Annotated in this window: 24 protein-coding genes; 12 read left to right on the top strand and 12 right to left on the bottom strand. The window is 69.3% G+C overall.

The genetic code is table 11. The features are described from left to right. Positions 1 to 4: 4 nt before the first annotated feature. Positions 5 to 916: a LysR substrate-binding domain-containing protein gene (locus AC07NS_RS11630; RefSeq protein WP_494603267.1), complete on the bottom strand. Its 912-nt coding sequence runs from the start codon at positions 914 to 916 to the stop codon at positions 5 to 7. Between the two features lie 95 nt (positions 917 to 1,011). On the opposite strand from AC07NS_RS11630, the gene AC07NS_RS11625 reads away from it, so the two are divergent. Then, on the top strand, positions 1,012 to 1,182 hold the full coding sequence (locus tag AC07NS_RS11625) for a hypothetical protein (RefSeq protein ID WP_494603265.1): 171 nt from the start codon (positions 1,012 to 1,014) through the stop codon (positions 1,180 to 1,182). Positions 1,183 to 1,186: 4 nt separating this feature from the next. Here the strand turns inward: AC07NS_RS11625 and AC07NS_RS11620 are convergent, their stop codons facing one another. The 4 genes from AC07NS_RS11620 to AC07NS_RS11605 are packed head-to-tail and all read right to left on the bottom strand — an operon-like array spanning position 1,187 to position 3,441. Beyond that, the gene (locus tag AC07NS_RS11620) at positions 1,187 to 1,735 is read right to left on the bottom strand and encodes a hypothetical protein (RefSeq protein WP_494603263.1); all 549 of its coding nucleotides are present in this window, start codon (positions 1,733 to 1,735) and stop codon (positions 1,187 to 1,189) included. After that, positions 1,736 to 1,912 carry a DUF4169 family protein gene (locus AC07NS_RS11615; protein ID WP_494603261.1) on the bottom strand — a complete coding sequence of 59 codons (177 nt, stop codon included), beginning with the start codon at positions 1,910 to 1,912 and terminating at the stop codon, positions 1,736 to 1,738. A 21-nt stretch (positions 1,913 to 1,933) separates the two neighbouring features. Then, the gene (locus AC07NS_RS11610; RefSeq protein ID WP_494603259.1) at positions 1,934 to 2,857 is read right to left on the bottom strand and encodes a DUF6807 family protein; all 924 of its coding nucleotides are present in this window, start codon (positions 2,855 to 2,857) and stop codon (positions 1,934 to 1,936) included. After that, positions 2,854 to 3,441 (bottom strand): glutathione S-transferase family protein, encoded by a 588-nt coding sequence (locus AC07NS_RS11605; RefSeq protein ID WP_494603257.1) that lies wholly within the window; start codon positions 3,439 to 3,441, stop codon positions 2,854 to 2,856. Before AC07NS_RS11605 ends, AC07NS_RS11610 begins: the two co-directional genes overlap by 4 nt. Positions 3,442 to 3,595: 154 nt before the next feature. Between AC07NS_RS11605 and AC07NS_RS11600 the strand changes: the two genes are divergently transcribed. Further along, positions 3,596 to 3,832, top strand: a complete 237-nt coding sequence (locus AC07NS_RS11600) for a DUF2171 domain-containing protein (protein ID WP_198578532.1) — start codon at positions 3,596 to 3,598, stop codon at positions 3,830 to 3,832. A gap of 274 nt (positions 3,833 to 4,106) precedes the next feature. Here AC07NS_RS11600 and AC07NS_RS11595 read toward each other — a convergent pair whose 3' ends face one another. Continuing rightward, positions 4,107 to 5,309: a pyridoxal phosphate-dependent aminotransferase gene (locus AC07NS_RS11595; RefSeq protein ID WP_494603254.1), complete on the bottom strand. Its 1,203-nt coding sequence runs from the start codon at positions 5,307 to 5,309 to the stop codon at positions 4,107 to 4,109. Between the two features lie 285 nt (positions 5,310 to 5,594). Between AC07NS_RS11595 and AC07NS_RS11590 the strand changes: the two genes are divergently transcribed. Then, positions 5,595 to 6,179, top strand: a complete 585-nt coding sequence (locus tag AC07NS_RS11590; RefSeq protein WP_494603252.1) for a hypothetical protein — start codon at positions 5,595 to 5,597, stop codon at positions 6,177 to 6,179. A 155-nt stretch (positions 6,180 to 6,334) separates the two neighbouring features. On the opposite strand, the gene AC07NS_RS11585 is transcribed toward AC07NS_RS11590, so the two are convergent. Together AC07NS_RS11585 and AC07NS_RS11580 are read right to left on the bottom strand one after the other, a co-directional pair. Continuing rightward, positions 6,335 to 6,868, bottom strand: coding sequence for an NADPH-dependent FMN reductase (locus tag AC07NS_RS11585; protein WP_494603250.1), 534 nt, complete (start codon positions 6,866 to 6,868; stop codon positions 6,335 to 6,337). 61 nt (positions 6,869 to 6,929) lie between these two features. Continuing rightward, on the bottom strand, positions 6,930 to 7,598 hold the full coding sequence (locus tag AC07NS_RS11580; RefSeq protein WP_494603248.1) for a nucleotide-binding protein: 669 nt from the start codon (positions 7,596 to 7,598) through the stop codon (positions 6,930 to 6,932). Positions 7,599 to 7,814: 216 nt separating this feature from the next. On the opposite strand from AC07NS_RS11580, the gene AC07NS_RS11575 reads away from it, so the two are divergent. Together AC07NS_RS11575 and AC07NS_RS11570 are read left to right on the top strand one after the other, a co-directional pair. Continuing rightward, positions 7,815 to 8,528 carry a TVP38/TMEM64 family protein gene (locus AC07NS_RS11575; protein ID WP_494603485.1) on the top strand — a complete coding sequence of 238 codons (714 nt, stop codon included), beginning with the start codon at positions 7,815 to 7,817 and terminating at the stop codon, positions 8,526 to 8,528. Positions 8,529 to 8,775: 247 nt separating this feature from the next. Next, positions 8,776 to 10,362 carry a 2-isopropylmalate synthase gene (locus AC07NS_RS11570; RefSeq protein WP_494603247.1) on the top strand — a complete coding sequence of 529 codons (1,587 nt, stop codon included), beginning with the start codon at positions 8,776 to 8,778 and terminating at the stop codon, positions 10,360 to 10,362. Positions 10,363 to 10,489: 127 nt separating this feature from the next. Here the strand turns inward: AC07NS_RS11570 and AC07NS_RS11565 are convergent, their stop codons facing one another. Beyond that, entirely contained in the window at positions 10,490 to 10,963 is a 474-nt protein-coding gene (locus tag AC07NS_RS11565; protein WP_110119945.1) for a hypothetical protein, read from the bottom strand. Between the two features lie 125 nt (positions 10,964 to 11,088). Between AC07NS_RS11565 and AC07NS_RS11560 the strand changes: the two genes are divergently transcribed. The 7 genes from AC07NS_RS11560 to rodA all read left to right on the top strand — a co-directional run bounded on the left by AC07NS_RS11560 (position 11,089) and on the right by rodA (position 18,818). Continuing rightward, a complete protein-coding gene (locus tag AC07NS_RS11560; protein WP_494603245.1) occupies positions 11,089 to 11,673 on the top strand; it encodes an O-methyltransferase in 585 nt (194 codons plus the stop codon). Next, positions 11,670 to 12,548, top strand: coding sequence for a DMT family transporter (locus tag AC07NS_RS11555; protein ID WP_494603243.1), 879 nt, complete (start codon positions 11,670 to 11,672; stop codon positions 12,546 to 12,548). Before AC07NS_RS11560 ends, AC07NS_RS11555 begins: the two co-directional genes overlap by 4 nt. Before the next feature lie 361 nt (positions 12,549 to 12,909). Continuing rightward, a complete protein-coding gene (locus AC07NS_RS11550) occupies positions 12,910 to 13,953 on the top strand; it encodes a rod shape-determining protein (protein WP_056761599.1) in 1,044 nt (347 codons plus the stop codon). 48 nt (positions 13,954 to 14,001) lie between these two features. Continuing rightward, positions 14,002 to 15,114 (top strand): rod shape-determining protein MreC, encoded by a 1,113-nt coding sequence (gene mreC, locus AC07NS_RS11545; RefSeq protein WP_494603241.1) that lies wholly within the window; start codon positions 14,002 to 14,004, stop codon positions 15,112 to 15,114. Beyond that, positions 15,111 to 15,620 carry a hypothetical protein gene (locus tag AC07NS_RS11540; RefSeq protein WP_487288365.1) on the top strand — a complete coding sequence of 170 codons (510 nt, stop codon included), beginning with the start codon at positions 15,111 to 15,113 and terminating at the stop codon, positions 15,618 to 15,620. The genes mreC and AC07NS_RS11540 overlap by 4 nt, the downstream gene beginning before the upstream one ends. A 4-nt stretch (positions 15,621 to 15,624) precedes the next feature. Continuing rightward, a complete protein-coding gene (gene mrdA / locus AC07NS_RS11535) occupies positions 15,625 to 17,664 on the top strand; it encodes a penicillin-binding protein 2 (protein ID WP_494603239.1) in 2,040 nt (679 codons plus the stop codon). After that, positions 17,661 to 18,818, top strand: coding sequence for a rod shape-determining protein RodA (gene rodA, locus AC07NS_RS11530; protein WP_494603238.1), 1,158 nt, complete (start codon positions 17,661 to 17,663; stop codon positions 18,816 to 18,818). Before mrdA ends, rodA begins: the two co-directional genes overlap by 4 nt. On the opposite strand, the gene AC07NS_RS11525 is transcribed toward rodA, so the two are convergent. The 3 genes from AC07NS_RS11525 to AC07NS_RS11515 are packed head-to-tail and all read right to left on the bottom strand — an operon-like array spanning position 18,819 to position 20,156. Continuing rightward, positions 18,819 to 19,238, bottom strand: coding sequence for an OmpA family protein (locus tag AC07NS_RS11525; protein WP_494603236.1), 420 nt, complete (start codon positions 19,236 to 19,238; stop codon positions 18,819 to 18,821). Between the two features lie 49 nt (positions 19,239 to 19,287). Then, positions 19,288 to 19,587 (bottom strand): winged helix-turn-helix domain-containing protein, encoded by a 300-nt coding sequence (locus tag AC07NS_RS11520; protein ID WP_494603234.1) that lies wholly within the window; start codon positions 19,585 to 19,587, stop codon positions 19,288 to 19,290. Positions 19,588 to 19,589: 2 nt separating this feature from the next. Further along, a complete protein-coding gene (locus AC07NS_RS11515; protein WP_494603232.1) occupies positions 19,590 to 20,156 on the bottom strand; it encodes a hypothetical protein in 567 nt (188 codons plus the stop codon).

The raw sequence follows: 20,156 nt of genomic DNA, 5'->3' as shown, positions 1-20,156 counted from the left end.
GGTTCTAAAGGTAGCGGGCGACGGCCGGGTCGGCGGCGACGGCCTCCAGCAGCCAGTCGCGGAAGGCGGCGATCTTGCGCACGCGCCGGCGCTCCTCCGGATAGGCCAGCCAGTAGCCGCCGCCGTAGCGGGGCGCGATATCGAACGGCTGCACCAGGCGTCCGGCGGCGATGTCGGGGGCGAAGAAGATCGGCGAGCCCAGGGCCAGGCCCTGGCCGGCGAGCGCCGTGGCCACCTCCACCGACTGGGCGTCGGCGGCCAGGCGCGGCGCCTGCGCGCCTTCGCGCGGCGTGACGCCGGCGGCGGCGAACCACACGGCCCATTCGCCGGGCGAACCGATGCGGGGCGCGTCCAGGATGTCGGCGGGGCGCTCGAAGCCGCCCATCCGAGCCAGGAAGTCCGGCGAGCACAGCGGCGTCTGCACGTACGGCATCAGGAAATGAGCGGCCAGGCCGGGCCAGTCGCCGTTGCCGGCGCGCATGGCCAGATCCGCCTCGCCGCGCGTCAGGTCGCGCATGGCCGAGGTGGTGTCGAGGCGAACGGCGATGCGGGGGTGGGCCAACTGGAAGGCGCCCAGGCGCGCCGCCAGCCAATGGCTGGCCAGGCTCTGCATGGTGGTCAGGGCCAGCACGCCCTCGTCGGCCTCGATCAGATCGGCGAAGGCAGAGCGCAGAAGGCCCATCGACTCGGTCGCCGCCCGCGACAGCCGCTCGCCGGCCGGGGTGAGGTCGACCTCGCGCACCTTGCGCACGAACAGGGCCTGGCCCAGCCGCTGCTCCAGCGCCTTCACCTGCCAGCTGACGGCGGCCTGGGTGACGCCCAGCTCGTCGGCGGCGCGCGTGAAGCTCTTCAGCCGGGCGGCGGCTTCGAAGGCGCGGACGGCGCCGAGCGGAACGGATGCGAGGATGTCTGCCATAAGTCTGGCTTATCCATAGCTCAGCGAACCGCGTTTGTCGCGCGGCCTGATCGCGCCGATCCTCCAGACACTGAAAGGCGTCAGGAGGCGCGATCATGGAAGAGTTCCATAAGACCCATAAGGAAACCACGTTCGGCTGGGTGTGGGCGATCGAGCGCCTGATCGCCGCCTGGAAGAGCCAGGCCGCGCCGCCGCCGGTCCCGACTGCGCCGGTAATAGGCTGCGACGCCCTGCCCAAGGGCGCGCGCTACCTGGTTCCGCGATGAGGGCTCAGCGCCGGAAGCGGCGGTAGAGCAGGAGGCCGACGAAGCCGGCCGCGAGGGTCAGGGCCGCCGAGACGGCCGCCCGCCAATGCACCTTGCGGTTCTTTTCGCTCTTGGCCTGGACCGCCAGCCGCGCCTTCTGGTCCTCGGGCCGCAGCAGCCAGTCCGGGCCGGACTTGGCGCCGAGCAGGACCTGTCGCGCGCCGTCGGAACCTGCGGCCAGTTCATAGTAGCGCACGGTGGCGTAGCGGCCCGCATGGTCGCCCATCCGTCCGCCGCCGCTGAGGCAGTCGTCAGCCGCCGCGCCGAGCGGCGCGCAGCGCAGGCGCAGGCGGCGGCCGTCGACCGTCTCGTAGTCGTAGCCGTCGGCCTGAGGCTTGTCGGTCGGACTTCTGAGCACGCCGATCGTCAGCACGGTCTTGTCGCGCGGCGGCGGCGTCCAGGCCGGATCGAGCGGCGTTGCCCAGGTCCAGATCGTGTTCCAGCCGATGACGGCGACGAGAACCGGCGCGAAGCGGACGGCCAGGGCCTGGAACGGCCAGGGAGAATGGGCCAATCAGTCCTCGCGTTTCGCGCCGTCCAGCGTGCGCGTCAGCTTCTCGGCGCGGGCGGCGTCGAGGGTCTTTTCGGCCTTGGTGCGGCCAAAGCGGGCGCGGTTCTCGGCCGCCGTCTGCTTGGCGTCGGTCTTGGCCTTGGCCTTGCGGGCCTGGTTGAGGTTGAGGATCTCGGCCATGGGTTCGGTCTTGGGTCTGTCTCAGGGCTTCGGCGCCGGCGCGGCGGCGGGCTTGGGAGCGCGCTTGCTGGCCGGGCGGATGATCAGGGTCTCCTGCAGATGCAGGCTTTCACCCTTCTTGATCACATAGGGCGCGCGTCCGGGGAAGACGCAGTTCTGCATCGACAGCGAGTTGCGCAGGATCCAGCGAGTGACCGGCTTGTCGTTGGCCTTGCAACTGAGGCCCACGGTCCAGGCCGGCGCGCCTTGGGCCGTCGAAGACCAGGCGAAGCCCATGGCCTTGCCGGCCTCGACCGGCTCGTTCTGCGGCTTGATCTGCTTGCCGCCCGAGCCGAACACCAGGGCGTCGGGACGGATCAGGCGGATGGAAAAGCCGCCATAGCCCTTGGCGTCGTCGCTGCCGCCCAGGGCCAGGGTGTCGACGCGGGCGGTGATGGTGGTGTCGAAATCGATCCGCCGCGCGCCGCCCTTCAGCCGATGGACGGTGACCTTGGTGGTCTCGGCGGCGGCGTAGACCACCTCCGGCCCGGAATTGACCAGCCAGTCGGCCTTGATCGTCACGATCCCGCGCCCGGCCGCGTCGCCTTCGAAGCCGCGATCGTGCACGTGGAAGCTCAGGCCCTGCATGAACCAGCCGTCGCCGACGCTCTTGCCGTTCACCAGCACCTGGTGCCAGCTCCAGAACGCCCCGCGCTGATGCAGGTGGTCGGCGGGCCGGTCCTCGGTCAGCACCGTTCCGTCCGGCGCGTAGAGCGGGTGGACGTAGTTGGCGCGGCCCGGCTCCTTGGCGGGGTCCAGCGGCTTGGTGCGGTAGACGAGGGCGGTCTTGCCGTCCTCGGTCACGGTGATGGCGTCGTCGCTGAGCGCGGCGTCGATGCGGCCGGCGAAGGCGGGCGACGCGAGCGTAAGAAGCGCGGCGGCGAGCAGGGCGGCTTTTTTGATCAAGACAGGTCGTCCTTGGCCAGGGCGCGGGCGAGGGCGGGGCGGGCGTTGGCCCGGGCCAGCCAGTCGTCGTAGACGGCGTGGGGCGGCAGCATCTGGCGGGCGAACTGCAGCAGGCTGACGAACAGGATGTCGGCCGCCGAGAAATGTTCGCCCAGCAGCCAGGGCTGCTTTTCCAGGGTGGTGCGCAGGCGTTCGTCGAGGGCGGCGTACTGGGCCTTGTCCTGGTCGTCCTGCCGCTGCTTCCAGAGATTGGTCACCGCCGGCTCCAGCACGCCGGCGTAATAGGCCAGCCAGCTGAGATAGGGGCCGCGATGCGGGTCGCTGATCATGGGCCCTAGGCCCGCGGTCGGGAACTTGTCGGTCAGGTAGAGGGCGATGGCCGCGCTTTCGGTGATCAGCACGTCTTCGTCCAGCAGGGCCGGCACCTGGCCGTGCGGGTGGGGATTGCGCGGATCGGGCGCGCCCGTGCCCGTGGTGCTGCGGAAGATGTCGACCTTCTCGATCTTGTAGGGCGCGCCCAGTTCTTCCAGCAGCCAGAGGAAGCGGGTCGAGCGCGAGCGCGGCGCGTGGAACAGGGTGAGCATGGCGGCGTCTCCTGGGGCCCGTCTCTTCGCGGGTCTCGCCGGCGAACGTATGGCGAACGCGAGGGCTCGGCAATCGGGAAACCAACGGTCGCTCACGGCCGTTGATGCGGTCAGGGCCGCGCTATGACGGCGCGGCCGATGGGAGGACACATCCATGATGGATGCATCTCAAATCCGCGAACACCTGGAAGTGGTCGGCTCGGACGGCAAGCATGTCGGCCGGGTCGACCACGTGGTCGGCACGGAGATCGAACTGGCCAAGTTCGACCTCGGCGGCGGCCTCAAGCACCACATGATCCCGCTGTCGTGGGTGGAATATGTCGACGAGGAGGTGGTGCACCTCAGCCTCACCCAGGAAGACGCCAAGGCCCGCTGGCGCGAAAAGCACTGAGGGGCAATCGACATTCAAGGGCGAGGCGCGAGTGGTTTTGGCATTCCGCCTCCCCACGCTCGCCTCCCTCGCCCTCGTGGCGAGGGCCCATGCCGGCGACAGCTCAGGCCTTCGGCATCTTCGTCAGGGTCTGAGCAGGTTGAGCGCTGGATCCTGGGCACAAGGCCCAGGAAGGCGATCCTTGAACTACGAGCGCAATAAAAAAGGGGACCGGCGAGCGCCGATCCCCTTTTGATCAAACCGCTAGATCGACAATCTAGCGCTCCAACCAACCTTACTTCACGCTGGCGCAGAAGCGCTGGATGCGCTGGCAGGCGTCTTCCAGCACGTCGTTGCTGGTGGCGTAGCTGATGCGGAAGAACGGCGACAGGCCGAAGGCTGCGCCGTGCACGACCGCCACGCCCTCGGCTTCCAGCAGTTCGCCGGCGAAGTCCTCGTCAGTCTCGATCACCTTGCCCGACGGGGCCGTCTTGCCGATCACGCCGGCGCAGGACGGATAGACGTAGAACGCGCCTTCCGGGGTCGGGCAGTGCAGGCCCTGGGCCTGGTTCAGCATCGACACGACGAGGTCGCGGCGTTCCTGGAACAGCTTGGCGTTCGGCTTGATGAAGTCCTGCGGGCCGTTCAGGGCCTCCAGCGCCGCCCACTGCGAGATCGAGCAGGGGTTGGAGGTCGTCTGGCTGATCATCTTGCCCATGGCCTTGATCAGCGCTTCGGGGCCCGCGGCGTAGCCGATGCGCCAGCCGGTCATCGAATAGCCCTTCGAGACGCCGTTCATCGTCAGGGTGCGGTCATAGAGCTTGGGCTCGACCTGGGCGATGGTGGTGAACTCGAAGTCGTCGAACACCAGGTGCTCGTACATGTCGTCGGTCAGCACCCAGACCTGCGGGTGGCGCAGCAGCACGTCGGCGATCGCCTGCAGCTCGGCGCGGGTGTAGGCGCCGCCCGAGGGGTTGGACGGGCTGTTGATGATCAGCCACTTGGACTTCGGCGTGATCGCCGCTTCCAGCGCTTCCGGCGTGATCTTGAAGCCGCTTTCGGCGGTGGTCTCGACCGAGACGGGCGTGCCGCCGGCCAGCAGGGTCATGTCGGGATACGACACCCAGTACGGCGCGGGGATGATCACTTCGTCGCCCGGGTTCAGGGTGGCGACCAGGGCGTTGTAGATCACCGGCTTGCCGCCCGGGGCGACGTGCACCTGGCTCGGCTTGTACTCCAGGCCGTTCTCGCGCTTGAACTTGTCGCAGATCGCTTGCTTCAGCGCCGGCATGCCGTCCGGGTCGGTGTACTTGGTGTGGCCGGCCTTGATGGCGGCGATGGCCGCGTCCTTGATGTTGTCCGGGGTGTCGAAGTCCGGTTCGCCGGCGGAGAGGGCGATCACGTCACGACCGGCGGCTTTCAGCGCGCGCGCCTTGGCGCTGATGGCGATGGTGGCCGAAGGTGCGATGCGCCGCAGGGCGGCGGACTCGAGCGACATGGTCTTGGACTCCCCTGGAAAGGACCGGTTTCAGGATTGCGGCGGTCTTTACGCCCGACCCCTTCGCGGCGCAACGCGAGACCGGACTAAAGCTGCGCTTCTTGCCAGGCTGTGGCGGTCGCGCTACCGCTACCATTCGATAACAAGGGTCCGCCGCGCGTACGGCGGAGCCACGCGTCGGGGGACGTGGTCGGAGCATCCGACATCCCCCTGGGAAGGAAACGGTCCGCCGACTCGCTGGAGCGAGCGGTCACAAGTCACGCCTTTCGGAAGGGGGAACACCTGATGAAGAAGACCATCCTCGGAGCCGCCGTCGCGGCCCTTTCTCTCTCGCTTGTCGCGCCGGTCGCCTCTGCGCGCGACGAGGGGATCATGAAATACGCCCTCAACAAGCCCTCGACGGCCTGGAACGTCTACGGCCCGGGCCAGACCAACGGCTACGTCAAGGACAAGGCCGTGGCCGGCGGCGGCGGGGTGCGGGTCGTGGTCGCCACGCCCGACCCGGCGGCGGCCTGGCGGGTCTCGGGCGGCCAGGCGGTCAACGGCAAGATCACCAAGGGCGACGTCATCACCGTGGCCTTCTGGGCCAAGGCCGAAGCGGTGGAGGGCGGCCCGGCCGCGGCCACCGTCGCCTCGGTGCGCGTCCAGCAGTCCAGCGAGCCCTGGGGCGGCATCGTCGAGGGCGGCTCGGTCAAGGTCGAGGGCGCCGAGTGGAAGATCTACAGCGTCAGCGGCCGCGCCACGATGGACGCCGACAAGGGCGGGGCGGGCGTCGCCCTGCACCTGGGCTCGACCAAGCAGACGATCGTGCTGGGCCCGCTGTTCGTGCTGGATTTCGGCCCGAACTACGATCCGTCGCAGCTGAAGTAGGGGGCCGTCCGGTCAAACCGACCGACATCCCGTAAAATCCCCGCGAAAGCGGGGACCCAGGCGTTTTATCGTCGAGCGCCCCGCGTTTCAGAAAAGGCCTAGGCCCCCGCTTTCGCGGGGGTTTTACGGGAGGAAGGAATCCGCAGTGGCTTCCCTTAACCCCGAACCGCCTCCACGAACCCCGCCAAATGCCGGCGCAGGCCCTCGATCGTGCGCTCGTCGGTCAGCACGCCGTCGATGATCTTCAGGTGCGCCTGGCCGACCAGCACGTCGCCCTGCGGCTCGGTGCGGGCGCCGGCGCGGCGGAGGCTAAGGCGCAGGGCGTCCTGGGCGCGGACGGTTCCGGTCATGCCGGGCGAGGCCCCGAACAGGCAGCACAGCTTGCCGGCCAAGGGCGCGGGCTTGCCGCGCGAGGCCCAGTCGACGGCGTTCTTCAGCACGCCGGTGATCCCGCCATTGTACTCCGGGCAGGCGATGACCAGGCCGTCGGCGGCGCGGACCGCTTCCTTCCAGGCGACGACGGCGGGCGGATCGCCCTCGTCCTCAAGGTCCTGGTCGAAGAACGGCAGGTCGCGCAGCGAAAACGGCGTGATCGTCACGCCCTCGGGCGCCAGGTTCTGGGCCGCGCGAAGCAGGGCGGTGTTGAGCGAGGCGGCCCGCAGGCTGCCCGAGACGCCGAGAAGGTTCATGCGCGACTCCGAGGGAAGGGGAGGCGCGACCATGCCCGTCGCCGTCGGGCCGGGGCAAGCCTCAGCCGGCGCGAACGGCGGCGAGGTCGGCTTCGGTCAGGTGCAACTGCGCGGCGACCTGGCTCCACAGGCGGCCGATCTCCTGGGCCGCGGCGCCGGCCGGCTCCCATTCCAGCACCGAGCGGCCGTGGGCGATCGACTGCTGGAAGGCGGTGCGCGAGCGCAGGCCGACGACGGCCAGCGGCAGGCCGCAGAAGCGCAGGGCCTCGGCCGCCTTGACCACGCTGGACGGCTCGACGCCGCCGCGCTTGGCCGGGGCCTGGTTCAGCACGATCAGACCGCTCTTGCCGAGGCGCCGCACGGCCTCGGCCGAGCGGGCGACGGCGGCGATGTCGAGGAAGGTCGGGCGGCAGACCAGCAGGCACAGGTCGGCGACATTGACGGCGGTGACGACGTCGGCGTCGGGCGCGGCGGGCGTGTCGACGACCATCAGGTCGAAGGCCTCGTGCTCGGCGTGGAAGCGGGCCTGGTTCAGCTTGCCGGCGCTGCTTTCCAGCAGCACGGGACCGTCGGCGGCGCGGCCGCGCAGCACGTCGGAGGCCGAGCGCTGCGGATCGATGTCGGCCAGGATCGTCCGGCGGCCGGCCAGATGAGCGGCGAGCGCCAGGTTGACGGAAAGAGTGGTTTTGCCCGCGCCTCCCTTGCGCGAGATGACGGCCAAGGTCTTCACGTTCGTTTCCTCACTGCGCCCGCGTCCCCCTGCAGGCCTGTGGATAACTAGCGTTGGTATACGACGTTATCGCAACGTCAAAGTCGCCACGCGGGAATCCGGCCCCTCGGCGCCCGCCGCCGGGGCGAACTTTTCCCGTCGATGCACAGCGGCCACGCTTTTGACGCCATCGGGGCGCTTGACCCGGCGCCGACCATGCGCGAGGCAGGACCCGTGATCATCCGCCGTCTCATCGACTTCTTCACCAACATGGACGCCCGCGCCTGGCGCGCGGTGGCCGTCTCCTTCGTGCTGTTCGGCGGGGTGGGGATCGTCTTCCTGTTCGGCGCCCAGCTTCTGGGCCTCAATGGCGAGACCACGGTCGAGCAGTGGCTGACCGCCGCGCACGGCCCCTGGGCGCTGCCGGCGGCCGTCGGGGCCTTCGCGGCCCTGGCCTTCGTGGGCGTGCCGCAGTTCGTGCTGATCGCCGCGGCGGTGGTCGCCTTCGGCCCGTGGACGGGCCTGGCCTACAGCTGGATCGGCACCCTCGTTTCGTCGCTGGTCGGTTTCTGGGTCGGCCGGGCGTTCGGCGGCAAGATGCTGGCCAGCCTGCCCAGCGACGGCGTGCACAAGTTCATGAAGCTGATCGGCAAGAACGGCTTCCTGGCCAGCCTGATCGTGCGCCTGGTGCCGTCCGCGCCGTTCATCGTCGTCAACATGGCCGCCGGCGTCACGCCGATGAAGGTGCGCGACTTCACGGCCGGCACCGCGATCGGGATCATCCCCAAGATCGCCCTGACCGCCTTCGCCGGGAACACCATCGTCCAGGCCATGCGGGGCGGCGGGATCCAGCACGTGGTGATGCTGGTCATCGCGGCCGCGATCTGGATCGGAGCGGGTTGGGTCGCCCGCAATTGGCTGAAGGCCAAGGAAGAACAAACCGACGCTTAATTCCGAGTGGGGCATTTCTTGCCCCTAGCGCGGCGAAATGCCCGTCTTGCGAGCAAACGGCTTGCTGGATTTGGCGCGGTTCGCTAAACAATCCGTCATGTGCCGCGAACGCGACAATCTCCTTCTCCTTGCGCTGGGGCTTAGCCGCCCCTGGGCGTCCGTCTAGCCGCGCGTACGAATCGTCGCGGCCGGTCGCTCAGGGGATGAACCGCCCTTCAGCCCTCCGGACCTCGCGAAAGACAACTCCATGACCGCCCCGATCACCGCCGCCGTCGATTCCAAGAAAGAGTCCGGCCGCGACAACGTCGTCATCTTCGACACCACCATGCGCGACGGCGAGCAGTCGCCCGGCGCCTCGATGTCGCTGGAAGAAAAGCTGGAACTGGCCAAGATCCTCGAGGAGATGGGGGTCGACATCATCGAGGCCGGCTTCCCGATCGCCTCGAACGGCGACTTCCAGTCGGTCAACGAGATCGCCAAGATCGTCAAGAACTCGACGATCGCCGGCCTGTGCCGCGCCCACCAGGTCGACATCGACCGCTGCGCGGAGGCCCTGCGCCCCACGCAGCGCGGCCGCATCCACGTGGTGATCGCCACCTCCGACCTGCACATGAAGCACAAGCTGCAGATGGAGCCGGACGCCGTCATCGACGTGATCGCCCGCTCGGTGACCCACGCCCGCAACCTGCGCGACGACGTCGAGTGGTCGGCCGAGGACGCCACCCGCAGCGACCGCCAGTTCCTGCGCCGCGCCATCGAGACCGCCATCAAGGCCGGCGCCACGACGATCAACCTGCCCGACACGGTGGGCTACACCTATCCGTCGGAATACGCCGACCTGTTCAACTGGATGGTCAACAACGTCGAGGGCGCCGATCGGGTGATCTTCTCGACCCACTGCCACAACGACCTGGGCCTGGCCGTGGCCAACAGCCTGGCCGGCGTGCAGGGCGGCGCCCGCCAGATCGAGTGCGCCATCAACGGCCTGGGCGAGCGCGCCGGCAACGCGGCGCTGGAAGAAGTGGTGATGGCCCTGAAGGTGCGCGGCGACAAGCTGCCCTTCGCGACCGGCATCGACACCACCCACATCACCCGCGCCAGCCGCTACGTATCGGCCATCACCGGTTTCCCGGTGCAGTACAACAAGGCCATCGTCGGCAAGAACGCCTTCGCGCACGAGAGCGGCATCCACCAGGACGGCATGCTCAAGAACCGCGAGACCTACGAGATCATGACGCCGGAATCGGTGGGCCAGGCCCCGTCGAGCCTGGTCATGGGCAAGCACTCGGGCAGCCACGCCTTCCGCGCCAAGCTGAAGGACCTGGGCTACGAGCTGGGCCAGAACGCCCTGAAGGAGGCCTTCGGCCGCTTCAAGGACCTGGCCGACCGCAAGAAGCACGTCTACGACGACGACATCATCGCCCTGGTCGACGACGCCCTGGCGCGCGGTTCGGAAAAGATCCGCGTCTCGCACCTGCGCGTGGTGGCCGGCACCGAAGGCCAGTCGGCCGAGCTGACCCTGGACGTCGACGGCCAGCCCAAGAGCGCCGAGGCCTCGGGCGACGGTCCGGTGGACGCCGTGTTCAACGCCATCCAGAAGATCGTGCCGCACAGCGCCGCCCTGCGCCTGTTCCAGGTGCACGCGGTCACCGAGGGCACCGACGCCCAGGCCCAGGTCTCGGTGCGTCTGGAAGAGGACGGCCGCATCGCCACCGGCGCGGCCGCCGACACCGACACCCTCACGGCCTCGGCCAAGGCGTACGTCAACGCCCTCAACAACCTCTTCGCCCGCAAGGAGAAGAGCGCGCCGGCGGCCATCGCCAGCGGCTTCTGAGGCTCTAGAGCCTCACCTGTTTCCTAGCTGACGGGGCAGGGCGGCTTGGAGCGCGCCAGGGTTAAGTGTGCGCGGTTAACCCGCCTGGGCGCGCGCTCTCTAAGATCTAGAGCCCGCTAAGCGGGCTCTAGGCCGCCTTGCGCCAGCCCCAGCGTCGCGTCGCCAGGATCTCGGCGGCGAGGTGCGCCTGCGGCTGCACGTCCAGGCCCAGCTGGGCCAGGCCCTCGCACAGCGACAGGCGTTCCTCCGCGTCCACCACGGCGCTCACGTCGATCACCATCACCCCGCCCGGGCGCAGCAGGCCCAGGGTCGAGGCCGCGGTCGCGCGCATGTCGTCGGCCGTGGGGCAGCCCACGACCAGCAGCACGTCGTTGCGCTCGTCGGCGGCCGAGCAGGTGGCCCGGCGGGCGATCTCGACGCGCTGGTAGCCGCGCCGCCACAGCTGGCCCATGGCCTCGGCCGCGTCAGGTCCGGTCACGGCGACGAAGCATAGCGGGGTGGACTGGGCGAGCTCGAGCATCCGGTCGAGCGTCGGATCGATCCCCTCGGTCGGAACGCCCAGCAGGAACTGCGCGGCTTGACGAAGCGGATGGGCGGACATGGTGAACACCTTGTTAGGGAACGCAGCTTAAGTGCGCCAACCCCGCTGTTCTGCCGCCGCGCCGCGTCAGGGCGCTATTCGTAAACCCGCCGCCGGCGTAAGGGCGGCATAAAGGAGCCGAACCCATGAGCTCGACCCTGGAAGGCAGCGTCGCCACGCCGCCTCGCTGGCACGAAATCGCCATGCGCACCATCGAGGCCGGTTTCAACATGTCGTCCGAGGCGCGCATCGGCGAGATGCTTCGCATGCTGGCCGTCGGCCGCAAGGCGCTGCTCGAGATGGGCACCGGCACGGGCCTGGCGACCGCCTGGCTGCTGGACGGCATGGACGAGGACGCGCGCCTTGCCACCGTCGACAACGACCCCGAGGTCCAGGCCGTGGCGCGCGACGTGCTGGGCGAGGATCCGCGGGTCGACTTCGTCACCGAGGATGGCGCGGCCTATCTGGCGGGCCAGAACGACGGCGGCTTCGACCTGATCTTCGCCGACGCCATTCCGGGCAAGTACGAGAGCCTGGACGACGCGCTGCGCCTGCTGCAGGTCGGCGGGATCTATGTGGTCGACGACATGTCGCCCCAGCCGAACTGGCCCGAGGGCCACCAGGCGCGGGTCGACGACCTGGTGCTGCGCCTGGCCAGCGATCCGCGTCTGGCCATCGTCGGCATGGATTGGGCCTCCGGCGTTCTGGTGGCGGCGAAGAGAGCGGCATGATCTGGATCCCCATCACCATCGGCGCGGCGGCCCTGCAGGTCGCCCGCAACGCGGCGCAGCGATCGGTGATGGGCGGGGCCGGCCCCTGGGGCGCGACCCTCGTTAGGTTCCTTTTCGGCCTGCCGTTCGCGATCGTCTTCGCCGCGATCGCGTTCCTGGTCACCAAGGACCCTCAGGCGCATCTGACGACGCGCTTCTGGCTGGGCGCCTTCGCCGGCGCCGGCCTCCAGATGGCGGCGACGGCCGCGCTGCTGGTCGCCATGCAGCGCTCGTCCTTCGCCCTGGGCACGGCCATGCAGCAGAGTGGCCTGCCGTTCGCCCTGGTCTGGGGCGCGGTGCTGTTCGGCGACCACATCAGCGGCCTGCAGTGGGCCGGCGGCCTGGTGGCCACGGCGGGTCTCGCCGCTCTGTCCTGGCCGCGCGGGCCGGTGACGATGAAGCGCGGCGCTGCCCTGGCGGGGCTGGGCGCCGGCGCGATGTTCTCGCTCAGCGCCAACTGCTTCCGCCAGGCGTCGCTGACCTTCGATCCCGCCCACCTGGCCTATTCGGCCTTCGTGACGGTGATGGTGGTGCAGGCCATCCAGTCTGTCGCCCTGACGGCCATCCTGCTGGTGCGCAATCCCGACGCCGTGGTCGCCGTGCTGGCGGCCTGGCGCAAGTCGCTGGGCGCCGGTTTCTGCGGCGCGGCGGCCTCGGGCCTGTGGTTCACGGCCATGGCGCTGTCGCCCGTGGGGCCGGTGAGGGCGGTCGGCGTCGTCGAGATTCCCCTTGCCGCGCTGGCGGGACGCCGGTTGTTCGCCGAGCGGTTGACCCTGTTTCAGATCGCTGCCGGCGTGGTCACGGCGCTCGGAGTCGTCATGGCGGCCCTGGGCTAGTTTTCGCCACGTTTATGCGTTCCCCCTGCCGCTTCGCTCACGAGTTTGAAACAGGTGAGAAGGCTTGGCGAATAGACCTTGAAATCAACGCTTTCGCGGTGCAAACGGGCGGCGTCTCCCACACTCTTCCGGTGGTTGGACGACGGCGCGGCCCGGCGGCTGCGCTCCCGTCGCCGCAGGAAGGCGCAGGGCAGGGCAAGGCGATGATCCGCGTACGCGGGGAATCATGTTGTCCTCTCCTCGATTTGCAGTAGGAGCCTTTTTCTCGTCTGCTCCGTCATCTCGGCGGAAAAGGCTCCTCGCCCACGGTTTCCGTGGTTTTTGACGTCTCGCCCCTTCTACCCCTCAGTCAGGGTTTTCGATGTTCTCTTCCCTCTTCGGCGTCATCTCGAACGACATCGCCATCGACCTGGGCACGGCCAACACCCTGATCTACCAGAAGGGCAAGGGCATCGTGCTGAACGAGCCGTCGGTGGTTGCGCTGCGCAACGTCGGCGGCCGCAAGATCGTGCACGCCGTCGGTATCGAGGCCAAGCAGATGCTGGGCCGCACGCCGGGCCACATGGAAGCCATCCGCCCGATGCGTGACGGGGTCATCGCCGACTTCGAAGTCGCCGAGGAGATGATCAAGTACTTCATCCGCAAGGTTCACAACCGCAAGGGCTTCGTGAACCCGAAGGTGATCGTGTGCGTGCCGTCGGGCGCCACCGCCGTGGAACGTCGCGCCATCAACGACAGCTGCCTGAACGCCGGCGCCCGCCGCGTCGGCCTGATCGACGAGCCGATGGCCGCCGCGATCGGCGCCGGCCTGCCGATCCACGAGCCGACCGGTTCGATGGTCGTCGACATCGGCGGCGGCACCACCGAGGTGGCCGTGCTGTCGCTGTCGGGCATCGTTTATTCGCGCTCGGTCCGCGTCGGCGGCGACAAGATGGACGAGGCGATCATCAGCTACATGCGTCGCCACCATAACCTGCTGATCGGCGAAACGACCGCCGAGCGCATCAAGAAGGAAATCGGCACCGCCCGCGCGCCGGCCGACGGCGAAGGCCTGTCGATCGACGTCAAGGGCCGCGACCTGATGCAGGGCGTGCCGCGCGAAGTGCGCATCAGCGAAAAGCAGGCCGCCGACGCCCTGGCCGAACCGGTCGGGCAGATCGTCGAAGCCGTGAAGGTGGCCCTGGAAGCCACCCCGCCGGAACTGGCCTCGGACATCGCCGACAAGGGCATCATGCTGACCGGCGGCGGCGCGCTGCTGCGCGGCCTGGACGCCGAGATCCGCGACCACACCGGCCTGCCGGTGACCGTGGCCGACGACCCGCTGTCGTGCGTCGCCCTCGGCTGCGGCAAGGTGCTCGAGCATCCCAAGTGGATGAAGGGCGTCCTCGAGTCGACCCTGGCCTAAGCCTAGTACAATCCGTATCGGCGCCGGGGGGCGCCAGGAGAACAGTTCGTGCCCTTTCGTGAAGGTCCGCTCGGCGACCTGAAAGTGCCGCTCACCTGGACCGCGGCCGTGGCGCTCATCGTCGCGGTCGTGATCGCGGTGGCCTTCCTCCTGGCCGACCGGCGCGAGACGCTGCAGCAGCAGGCGTACGGCGTCACCCGCCAGACCGTCGACACGGTGGCCAAGCCGGTCAGCGGCGTCATCGCCGCGCCCGGCCGCTGGACCGGCGTCGGCGTCGGCGCGGTGCGCAACTACTTCTTCGCCGGTTCCGAGAACGCCCGCCTGAAGGCCGAGCTTCAGGAGATGCGGGCCTATCGCGACAAGTACCTGGCGCTGGTCGACGAGAACGACCGCTACAAGTCGCTGCTGGGCCTGAAGACCGATCCGCCGATCCCGATGGTCGCCGCCCGCGTGGTGGCCGACAGCCGCGGCCCCTTCGCCAACACCCGCCTGGCCGACGCCGGCAAGGAAAAGGGCGTCGTCGTCGGCAATCCGGTGATGAACGAGCGCGGCCTGGTCGGCCGCGTGGTCGGCGTCGCGCCCGGCGTCAGCCGCGTGCTGCTGCTGACCGACATCGCCTCGCGCACGCCGGTGATGATCGACCGCACCAACGCCCGCGCCATCCTGACCGGCGACGGCGGCCCAAATCCCAAGCTCGACTATCTGCGCGGCGCCGATCCGATCCAGCCGGGCGACCGGGTGGTGACCTCGGGCGACGGCGGCGTCGTGCCGCGCGGCCTGCCGGTGGGCGCGGCCGTCAAGGGCCTGGACGGCCGCTGGCGGGTGGTGCTGTTCGCCGACAGCACCTCGATCGACTACGTCCGCATCCTGCTGTTCAAGGACTTCGCCCAGCTCGCCGACCAGCAGGCCCTGGCCGCCAAGGTGCTGCCGCCGGTGATCACCGAGAACCCCGAAGAGTCGATGCTGGGTCCGGCCAAGCCCGCGACCCCCGCGCCGGCGCCGGCCGCCGGGGCCTCCGCCCCCGCGACGACCACGGCTCCGAAGCCCGCCGCGCCCAAGCCCGCCACGGCGGCGACCACCACGCCGGCCAAGCCTCCCGCCGCCAGGCCTCCGGCCGCCGCGACGACGCCGCCGGCCGCTCCGGCCAGGACGCCGCAATGACCGGCGCCCGGCCCCTCAATCCGGGGCGCTGGCTGGGCGTCCCCATGCTGTTCGTGATCCTGGCGACGCTGGCCTTCGCCGCGCCGATCCGCATGTGGGGCCTGCAGCTGCCCGAGCCGGTGTTCGCCATGGTCCCGGCCTTCGCCTGGGCGGTGATCCGGCCCTCTATCCTGGCGCCGTTCGCCCTGCTGGTGCTGGGCCTGTTCCTCGACACCTTCTGGGGCGGTCCGACCGGCCTGTGGGGCCTGTCGCTGCTGGTCGCCTACGCCTCGGTGCTGGCGGCGCGCAACATGCTGACCGGCCAGAGCCGGCCGATGATGTGGGCCTGGTACGCCGGGGCCTGCGCCGTTTCGATGAGCGCCGGCTTCCTGTTCACGATGATGGACAGCCTGGCCATGCCCAGCCTGGTGGCGGTGTTCTGGCAGTTCCTGGTCACGGCGCTGCTGTTCCCCTTCGCGCACCGGCTGATCGATCGCTTCGAAGACGCCGACGTCCGGTTCCGGTGAGGCGATGAGCGAACCGTCGATCTTCTTCTTCGAGGTCAACGAGCGGCAGGGGGTCTTCCACCGCCGGGCCTTCCTGCTGGGCGGCTTCGCGGGCCTGGGCCTGCTGACCCTGACCGGCCGCCTGGCCCAGCTGCAGCTGGTCGAAGCCCAGCGCTACCAGAAGCTTTCGGCCGGCAACCAGTTCAACTACCGCCTGGTGCCGCCGCCGCGCGGCCTGATCCTCGACCGCAACGGCGTGGCCCTGGCCTCCAACCGCCCCAACTTCCGCCTGATGGTGATCAAGGAGAAGGGCATGGACGTCGAGGCCACCCTCGACGACCTGGCGACCTTGGTGCCGATCGACGGCGCGCGCCGCGCCCGCCTGCTCAAGGAAGTCAACAACGCCCCGCGCAAGGCGCCGGTCGTGGTGATGGAGGATATGAGCTGGGAGGAGTTCTCCCGGATCAACATCCGCACCCCTGAACTCCCCAACATCAGCGCCGACATGGGCGAGGTGCGGGTCTATCCGTTCGGCGGCGCCTTCGCCCACGTCATCGGCTACGTGGCCAAGGTGTCGGACAAGGACGTCGAGGCGGCCAGGACCGACCTGACCCAGGACCAGGAACTGCTGCACAATCCCGGCTTCCGCATCGGTCGCCAGGGCGTGGAAAAGGCCTTCGACCTGGCCCTGCGCGGGCGGGCGGGGGCCATCAAGGCCGAGGTCGACGCGCAAGGCCGCGTGGTCAGCCTGGATCCGGCCGGCGACATTCCGGCCACGCCCGGCAAGGAGGTCCGCCTCACCCTCGACGCCGACATCCAGAACCGCGCCCTCGAGGTGATGGGCGAGGAGAGCGGCGCCATTGTGGTGATGGACGTGCGCAACGGCGACCTGCTGGCCATGGTCTCGGCCCCCAGCTTCGACGCCAACCGGTTCGTGAAGGGCCTGTCGGGGGCCGAGTACAAGGCGCTGTCGGAGTACGAGCGCAAGCCGCTGCTCGACAAGGCCATGACCGGCACCTATCCGCCGGGCTCGACCTTCAAGCCGACGGTGGGCCTGGCCGCGCTGACGGCCGGCATCGATCCCGAGGTCCGCATCAACTGCCCGGGCAGCTGGTACTATGGCGGCCGCACCTGGCGCTGCTGGCAGAAGGGCGGCCACGGCGCCCAGAACATGCACGACGCCATCAAGAACTCGTGCGACATCTACTTCTACCAGACGGCCCTGAAGATCGGCCCGGACGCCATCGCAGCCGCCGCGCGCGGCATGGGCTTTGGCCAGGTGTTCGACATCGGCATCCCCGGCCAGAAGAAGGGCATCGTCCCCGACCGCGAGTGGAAGAAGCGGGCCTTCAAGCGCAATCCGGCCAACCAGATCTGGTTTCCGGGCGAGACCCCCAGCTACGGGATCGGGCAGGGGGCCCTGAACGTCAACGCCCTGCAGCTGGCGACGATGACCGCGCGCCTGGCCAACGGCAAGAAGGCCCTGGTGCCGCGCCTGGTGAAGTCGGTGGGCGGCGAGGAGCAGCCCAGCGGCGCCGACGTGCCCGACCTGCCGTTCTCCAAGGAACACCTCGACTACGTGCGCGGCGGCATGGCCGCCGTGGCCAACGACGTGCGCGGCACGGCCTATCGCCAGAGCCAGCTGGGCCTGGGCGACGTGCAGATGGCCGGCAAGACCGGCACCGCGCAGGTCCGCAGCTACGACAAGGTCAAGAGCCGCAACAGCGCCTCGGTGCAGTGGAAGCTCAAGGACCACAACCTGTTCGTGGCCTTCGCCCCCTATGACGATCCGCGCTACGCCGTGGCGGTGCTGGTCGAGCACGGCGGCCTGGGCGGCGCCACCGCCGGCGCGCCGCGCGCCCGCGAGGTGATGCGCGTGGCCCTGCTGAAGGATCCGGAGATCCGCGCCCGCATCGAAAAGCCGATGCCGCTGCCGGAAGCTCCCGTCGAAACCGTCGACGGCGTGGTCGAGGGCGCGGCCCCCGACGAGCCCGAACTGGGCGCGCCGTCGCCGCCGGAGGCGACCCCGCCGACCGGCCAGCCGCCTCAGGGAGGCCACATATGACCCTCAGCGGCGGCCTCTCCCGGCCCGGCGAACGCGACCGGCCGATCATCAAGTTCATGGAGATCGACTGGACCTTCTGCCTGCTCCTGTGCCTGATCGCGGGCTCCGGGGCGCTGATGCTGTTCTCGATCGCCGGGGCCTCGTGGGAGCCCTGGGCCGACAAGCACCTGCTGCGTTTCGGCCTCTACTTCGTGATGATGATCGTGCTGGCGATGATCGACCTGCGGGTCTGGTTCTCGCTGGCCTATCCGGTCTACGGCGTGGGCCTTTTGCTGCTGGTGGCGGTGGAGGCGATCGGCGACGTGTCGCTGGGCGCCCAGCGCTGGCTGTCGATTGGCGGCTTCCGCTTCCAGCCGTCCGAGATCATGAAGCTGGGCGTGGTGCTGGCCCTGGCCCGCTACTATCACGGCCTGTCGGCCGACAGCGCCCGGTTCTCGTGGCGGCTCTTGATCCCGGCGGCGATGATCGGCGCGCCGGTGCTGCTGGTGGCTCACCAGCCCGACCTCGGCACCGCCATGCTGATCGCCCTGACGGGCCTGGCCATCGTCATCCTCGCGGGCCTGTCCTGGCGGGTGATCGCCGCCGGCGTCATCGGCGCCCTGGTGGCCATCCCGCCGTTCGTGCTGTTCGTGCTGCACGACTACCAGCGCAAGCGGGTGCTGACCTTCCTCAATCCCGAGGCCGACCAGTCGGGCTCGGGCTATCACATCTACCAGTCCAAGATCGCCCTGGGCTCGGGCGGCCTGCTGGGCAAGGGCTTCGGCCTGGGCTCGCAGAGCCAGCTGAACTTCCTGCCGGAAAAGCAGACCGACTTCATCTTCGCCACCCTGGCCGAGGAATTCGGCTTCATCGGCTGCCTGTGGGTGCTGGCGCTCTACGGGGTGGTGATCTTCATGGCCCTGCGCATCGCCTCGATCAGCCACAGCCACTTCGGACGCCTGGCGGCCTCGGGCGTGACGGCGACCTTCGCCCTCTACGTGCTGATCAACGGGGCCATGGTCATGGGTCTTGCGCCGGTGGTGGGCGTGCCTATGCCGATGCTGTCCTACGGCGGCACCGTGATGATGACGGTGATGATCGGCTTTGGCCTCGTCCAGGCCGTGCGCGTGCACCGCTACACCGAAGTCACCAGCGGCAAGGGCTCGCTGATGTGATCAGGGCCGGGGGATGGTCACGTCCCTCAGGACCACGACCACGCGGTTGTTGAGCGGCTCGGCGACCTCGTCGCCGCGCGCGACGGCCGGCTGGGTTTCTCCGCGCGGCTGAAGCTCGATCAGGTCGGCCGCGACGCCGGCCTTGACCAGCGCCGCCTTCACGATCTCGGCGCGCCGGGCGGAAAGCCGCAGGTTGTCCTCCGCCGGACCCAGCGTGTCGGTGTGCCCCTGGATCATGATCCTGCGCGGTTTGTAGAGTGCGATCTGCTGGACGGCCTCGCCGATGGCCGGCGCCGAGTGCGCCCGGATGTCTTCGGGACCGGGGCCGAAATAGACCAGCAGCTCGTCGTAGGTGTGCACCAGCGGCGGTGGAGGCGGCGGTGGCGCTTGCAGCGCGGCGGCGAGCAGGAACGCGATCATGGCGGACGCCAGTCTGGCGCCCGCCATGCCGATGTTCAATCTGCGGTCGTCAGTCCTGAACGCCCTCGACCAGTTCGCGCAGATAGGCGACGTGGCCGCGGAAGGCCTTGGATCCGGTCTGGGTGACCTTCACGCGGGTGCGCGGGCGCTTGCCGACGTGGTCCTTGAGGATCTCGACATAGCCGGCCTTTTCCAGGGCCGTCAGGTGGCTGCCGAGGTTGCCGTCGGTGGCCTCGGTGATGGTCTTCAACCGCGAGAACTCCAGCGGCTCGCCGTTCCTCTCGGCATAGAGGGCGGCCATGATCTTCAGGCGCAGGGGCTGGTGGATCAGGTCGTCTGGTTGCGCCATGGTCAGGCCCTCGCCAGCCAGACGCCGCTGACGAACAGCGCCGCGCTGGCGCTGGCCATCCAGAAGGCCAGGTGCTCCTTGAAGCCGTAGAAGCCGATCAGGGTCAGGGCGAACATCACCGCGCCGATCAGCAGATAGCGGCGGGCGAAGAACACGCCGACCCCGGCGTAGATCGTGCCGACCAGCAGGCCGGGGAAGGCGACGTAGCCGGCCGGGTCCGTCGGCCTCAGCACCGAGAAGACGGCCGAGACGAAGATCATCACCACGGCCATGCCGCCCAGCATGCGCAGGGTGTTGGGAGAGTCCTTGGCGCCGGCGCCGGCCAGGCGCTGCCCGCGCTGGGCCAGCATGACGGTGCCGATCACGCCCACCGCGTCCAGCCCCAGCCAGGTCCAGCCCCACCAGTGCGGGGGCAGCAGGGCCATGTTCAGATAGCCCAGGGCCCAGACCACGCTCCACAGCATCAGGATCGGCCCGCCGATGCGATAGCCCTTGAGCAGGCCGCTGCGGCGGTTCGTCGTATCGATCTCGGCCAGCGCGGCGGCGGCCTCGTCCTTGGTCAGCACCAT

This window comes from Caulobacter sp. GW821-FHT10A10 (assembly GCF_059415745.1).
Note: the sequence above shows the minus strand (reverse complement) of the source record. Positions and strands in the feature narration are given on the sequence as shown.

Excerpts from the sequence above, each read along its gene's own strand:
- AC07NS_RS11630 (WP_494603267.1), bottom strand. The coding sequence starts at position 916 with ATGGCAGACATCCTCGCATCCGTTCCGCTCGGCGCCGTCCGCGCCTTC.
- AC07NS_RS11625 (WP_494603265.1), top strand. The coding sequence starts at position 1,012 with ATGGAAGAGTTCCATAAGACCCATAAGGAAACCACGTTCGGCTGGGTG.
- AC07NS_RS11615 (WP_494603261.1), bottom strand. The coding sequence starts at position 1,912 with ATGGCCGAGATCCTCAACCTCAACCAGGCCCGCAAGGCCAAGGCCAAG.
- AC07NS_RS11605 (WP_494603257.1), bottom strand. The coding sequence starts at position 3,441 with ATGCTCACCCTGTTCCACGCGCCGCGCTCGCGCTCGACCCGCTTCCTC.
- AC07NS_RS11600 (WP_198578532.1), top strand. The coding sequence starts at position 3,596 with ATGATGGATGCATCTCAAATCCGCGAACACCTGGAAGTGGTCGGCTCG.
- AC07NS_RS11595 (WP_494603254.1), bottom strand. The coding sequence starts at position 5,309 with ATGTCGCTCGAGTCCGCCGCCCTGCGGCGCATCGCACCTTCGGCCACC.
- AC07NS_RS11590 (WP_494603252.1), top strand. The coding sequence starts at position 5,595 with ATGAAGAAGACCATCCTCGGAGCCGCCGTCGCGGCCCTTTCTCTCTCG.
- AC07NS_RS11585 (WP_494603250.1), bottom strand. The coding sequence starts at position 6,868 with ATGAACCTTCTCGGCGTCTCGGGCAGCCTGCGGGCCGCCTCGCTCAAC.
- AC07NS_RS11570 (WP_494603247.1), top strand. The coding sequence starts at position 8,776 with ATGACCGCCCCGATCACCGCCGCCGTCGATTCCAAGAAAGAGTCCGGC.
- AC07NS_RS11565 (WP_110119945.1), bottom strand. The coding sequence starts at position 10,963 with ATGTCCGCCCATCCGCTTCGTCAAGCCGCGCAGTTCCTGCTGGGCGTT.
- AC07NS_RS11560 (WP_494603245.1), top strand. The coding sequence starts at position 11,089 with ATGAGCTCGACCCTGGAAGGCAGCGTCGCCACGCCGCCTCGCTGGCAC.
- AC07NS_RS11555 (WP_494603243.1), top strand. The coding sequence starts at position 11,670 with ATGATCTGGATCCCCATCACCATCGGCGCGGCGGCCCTGCAGGTCGCC.
- AC07NS_RS11550 (WP_056761599.1), top strand. The coding sequence starts at position 12,910 with ATGTTCTCTTCCCTCTTCGGCGTCATCTCGAACGACATCGCCATCGAC.
- AC07NS_RS11540 (WP_487288365.1), top strand. The coding sequence starts at position 15,111 with ATGACCGGCGCCCGGCCCCTCAATCCGGGGCGCTGGCTGGGCGTCCCC.
- mrdA (WP_494603239.1), top strand. The coding sequence starts at position 15,625 with ATGAGCGAACCGTCGATCTTCTTCTTCGAGGTCAACGAGCGGCAGGGG.
- rodA (WP_494603238.1), top strand. The coding sequence starts at position 17,661 with ATGACCCTCAGCGGCGGCCTCTCCCGGCCCGGCGAACGCGACCGGCCG.
- AC07NS_RS11525 (WP_494603236.1), bottom strand. The coding sequence starts at position 19,238 with ATGATCGCGTTCCTGCTCGCCGCCGCGCTGCAAGCGCCACCGCCGCCT.
- AC07NS_RS11520 (WP_494603234.1), bottom strand. The coding sequence starts at position 19,587 with ATGGCGCAACCAGACGACCTGATCCACCAGCCCCTGCGCCTGAAGATC.
- AC07NS_RS11515 (WP_494603232.1), bottom strand. The coding sequence starts at position 20,156 with ATGGTGCTGACCAAGGACGAGGCCGCCGCCGCGCTGGCCGAGATCGAT.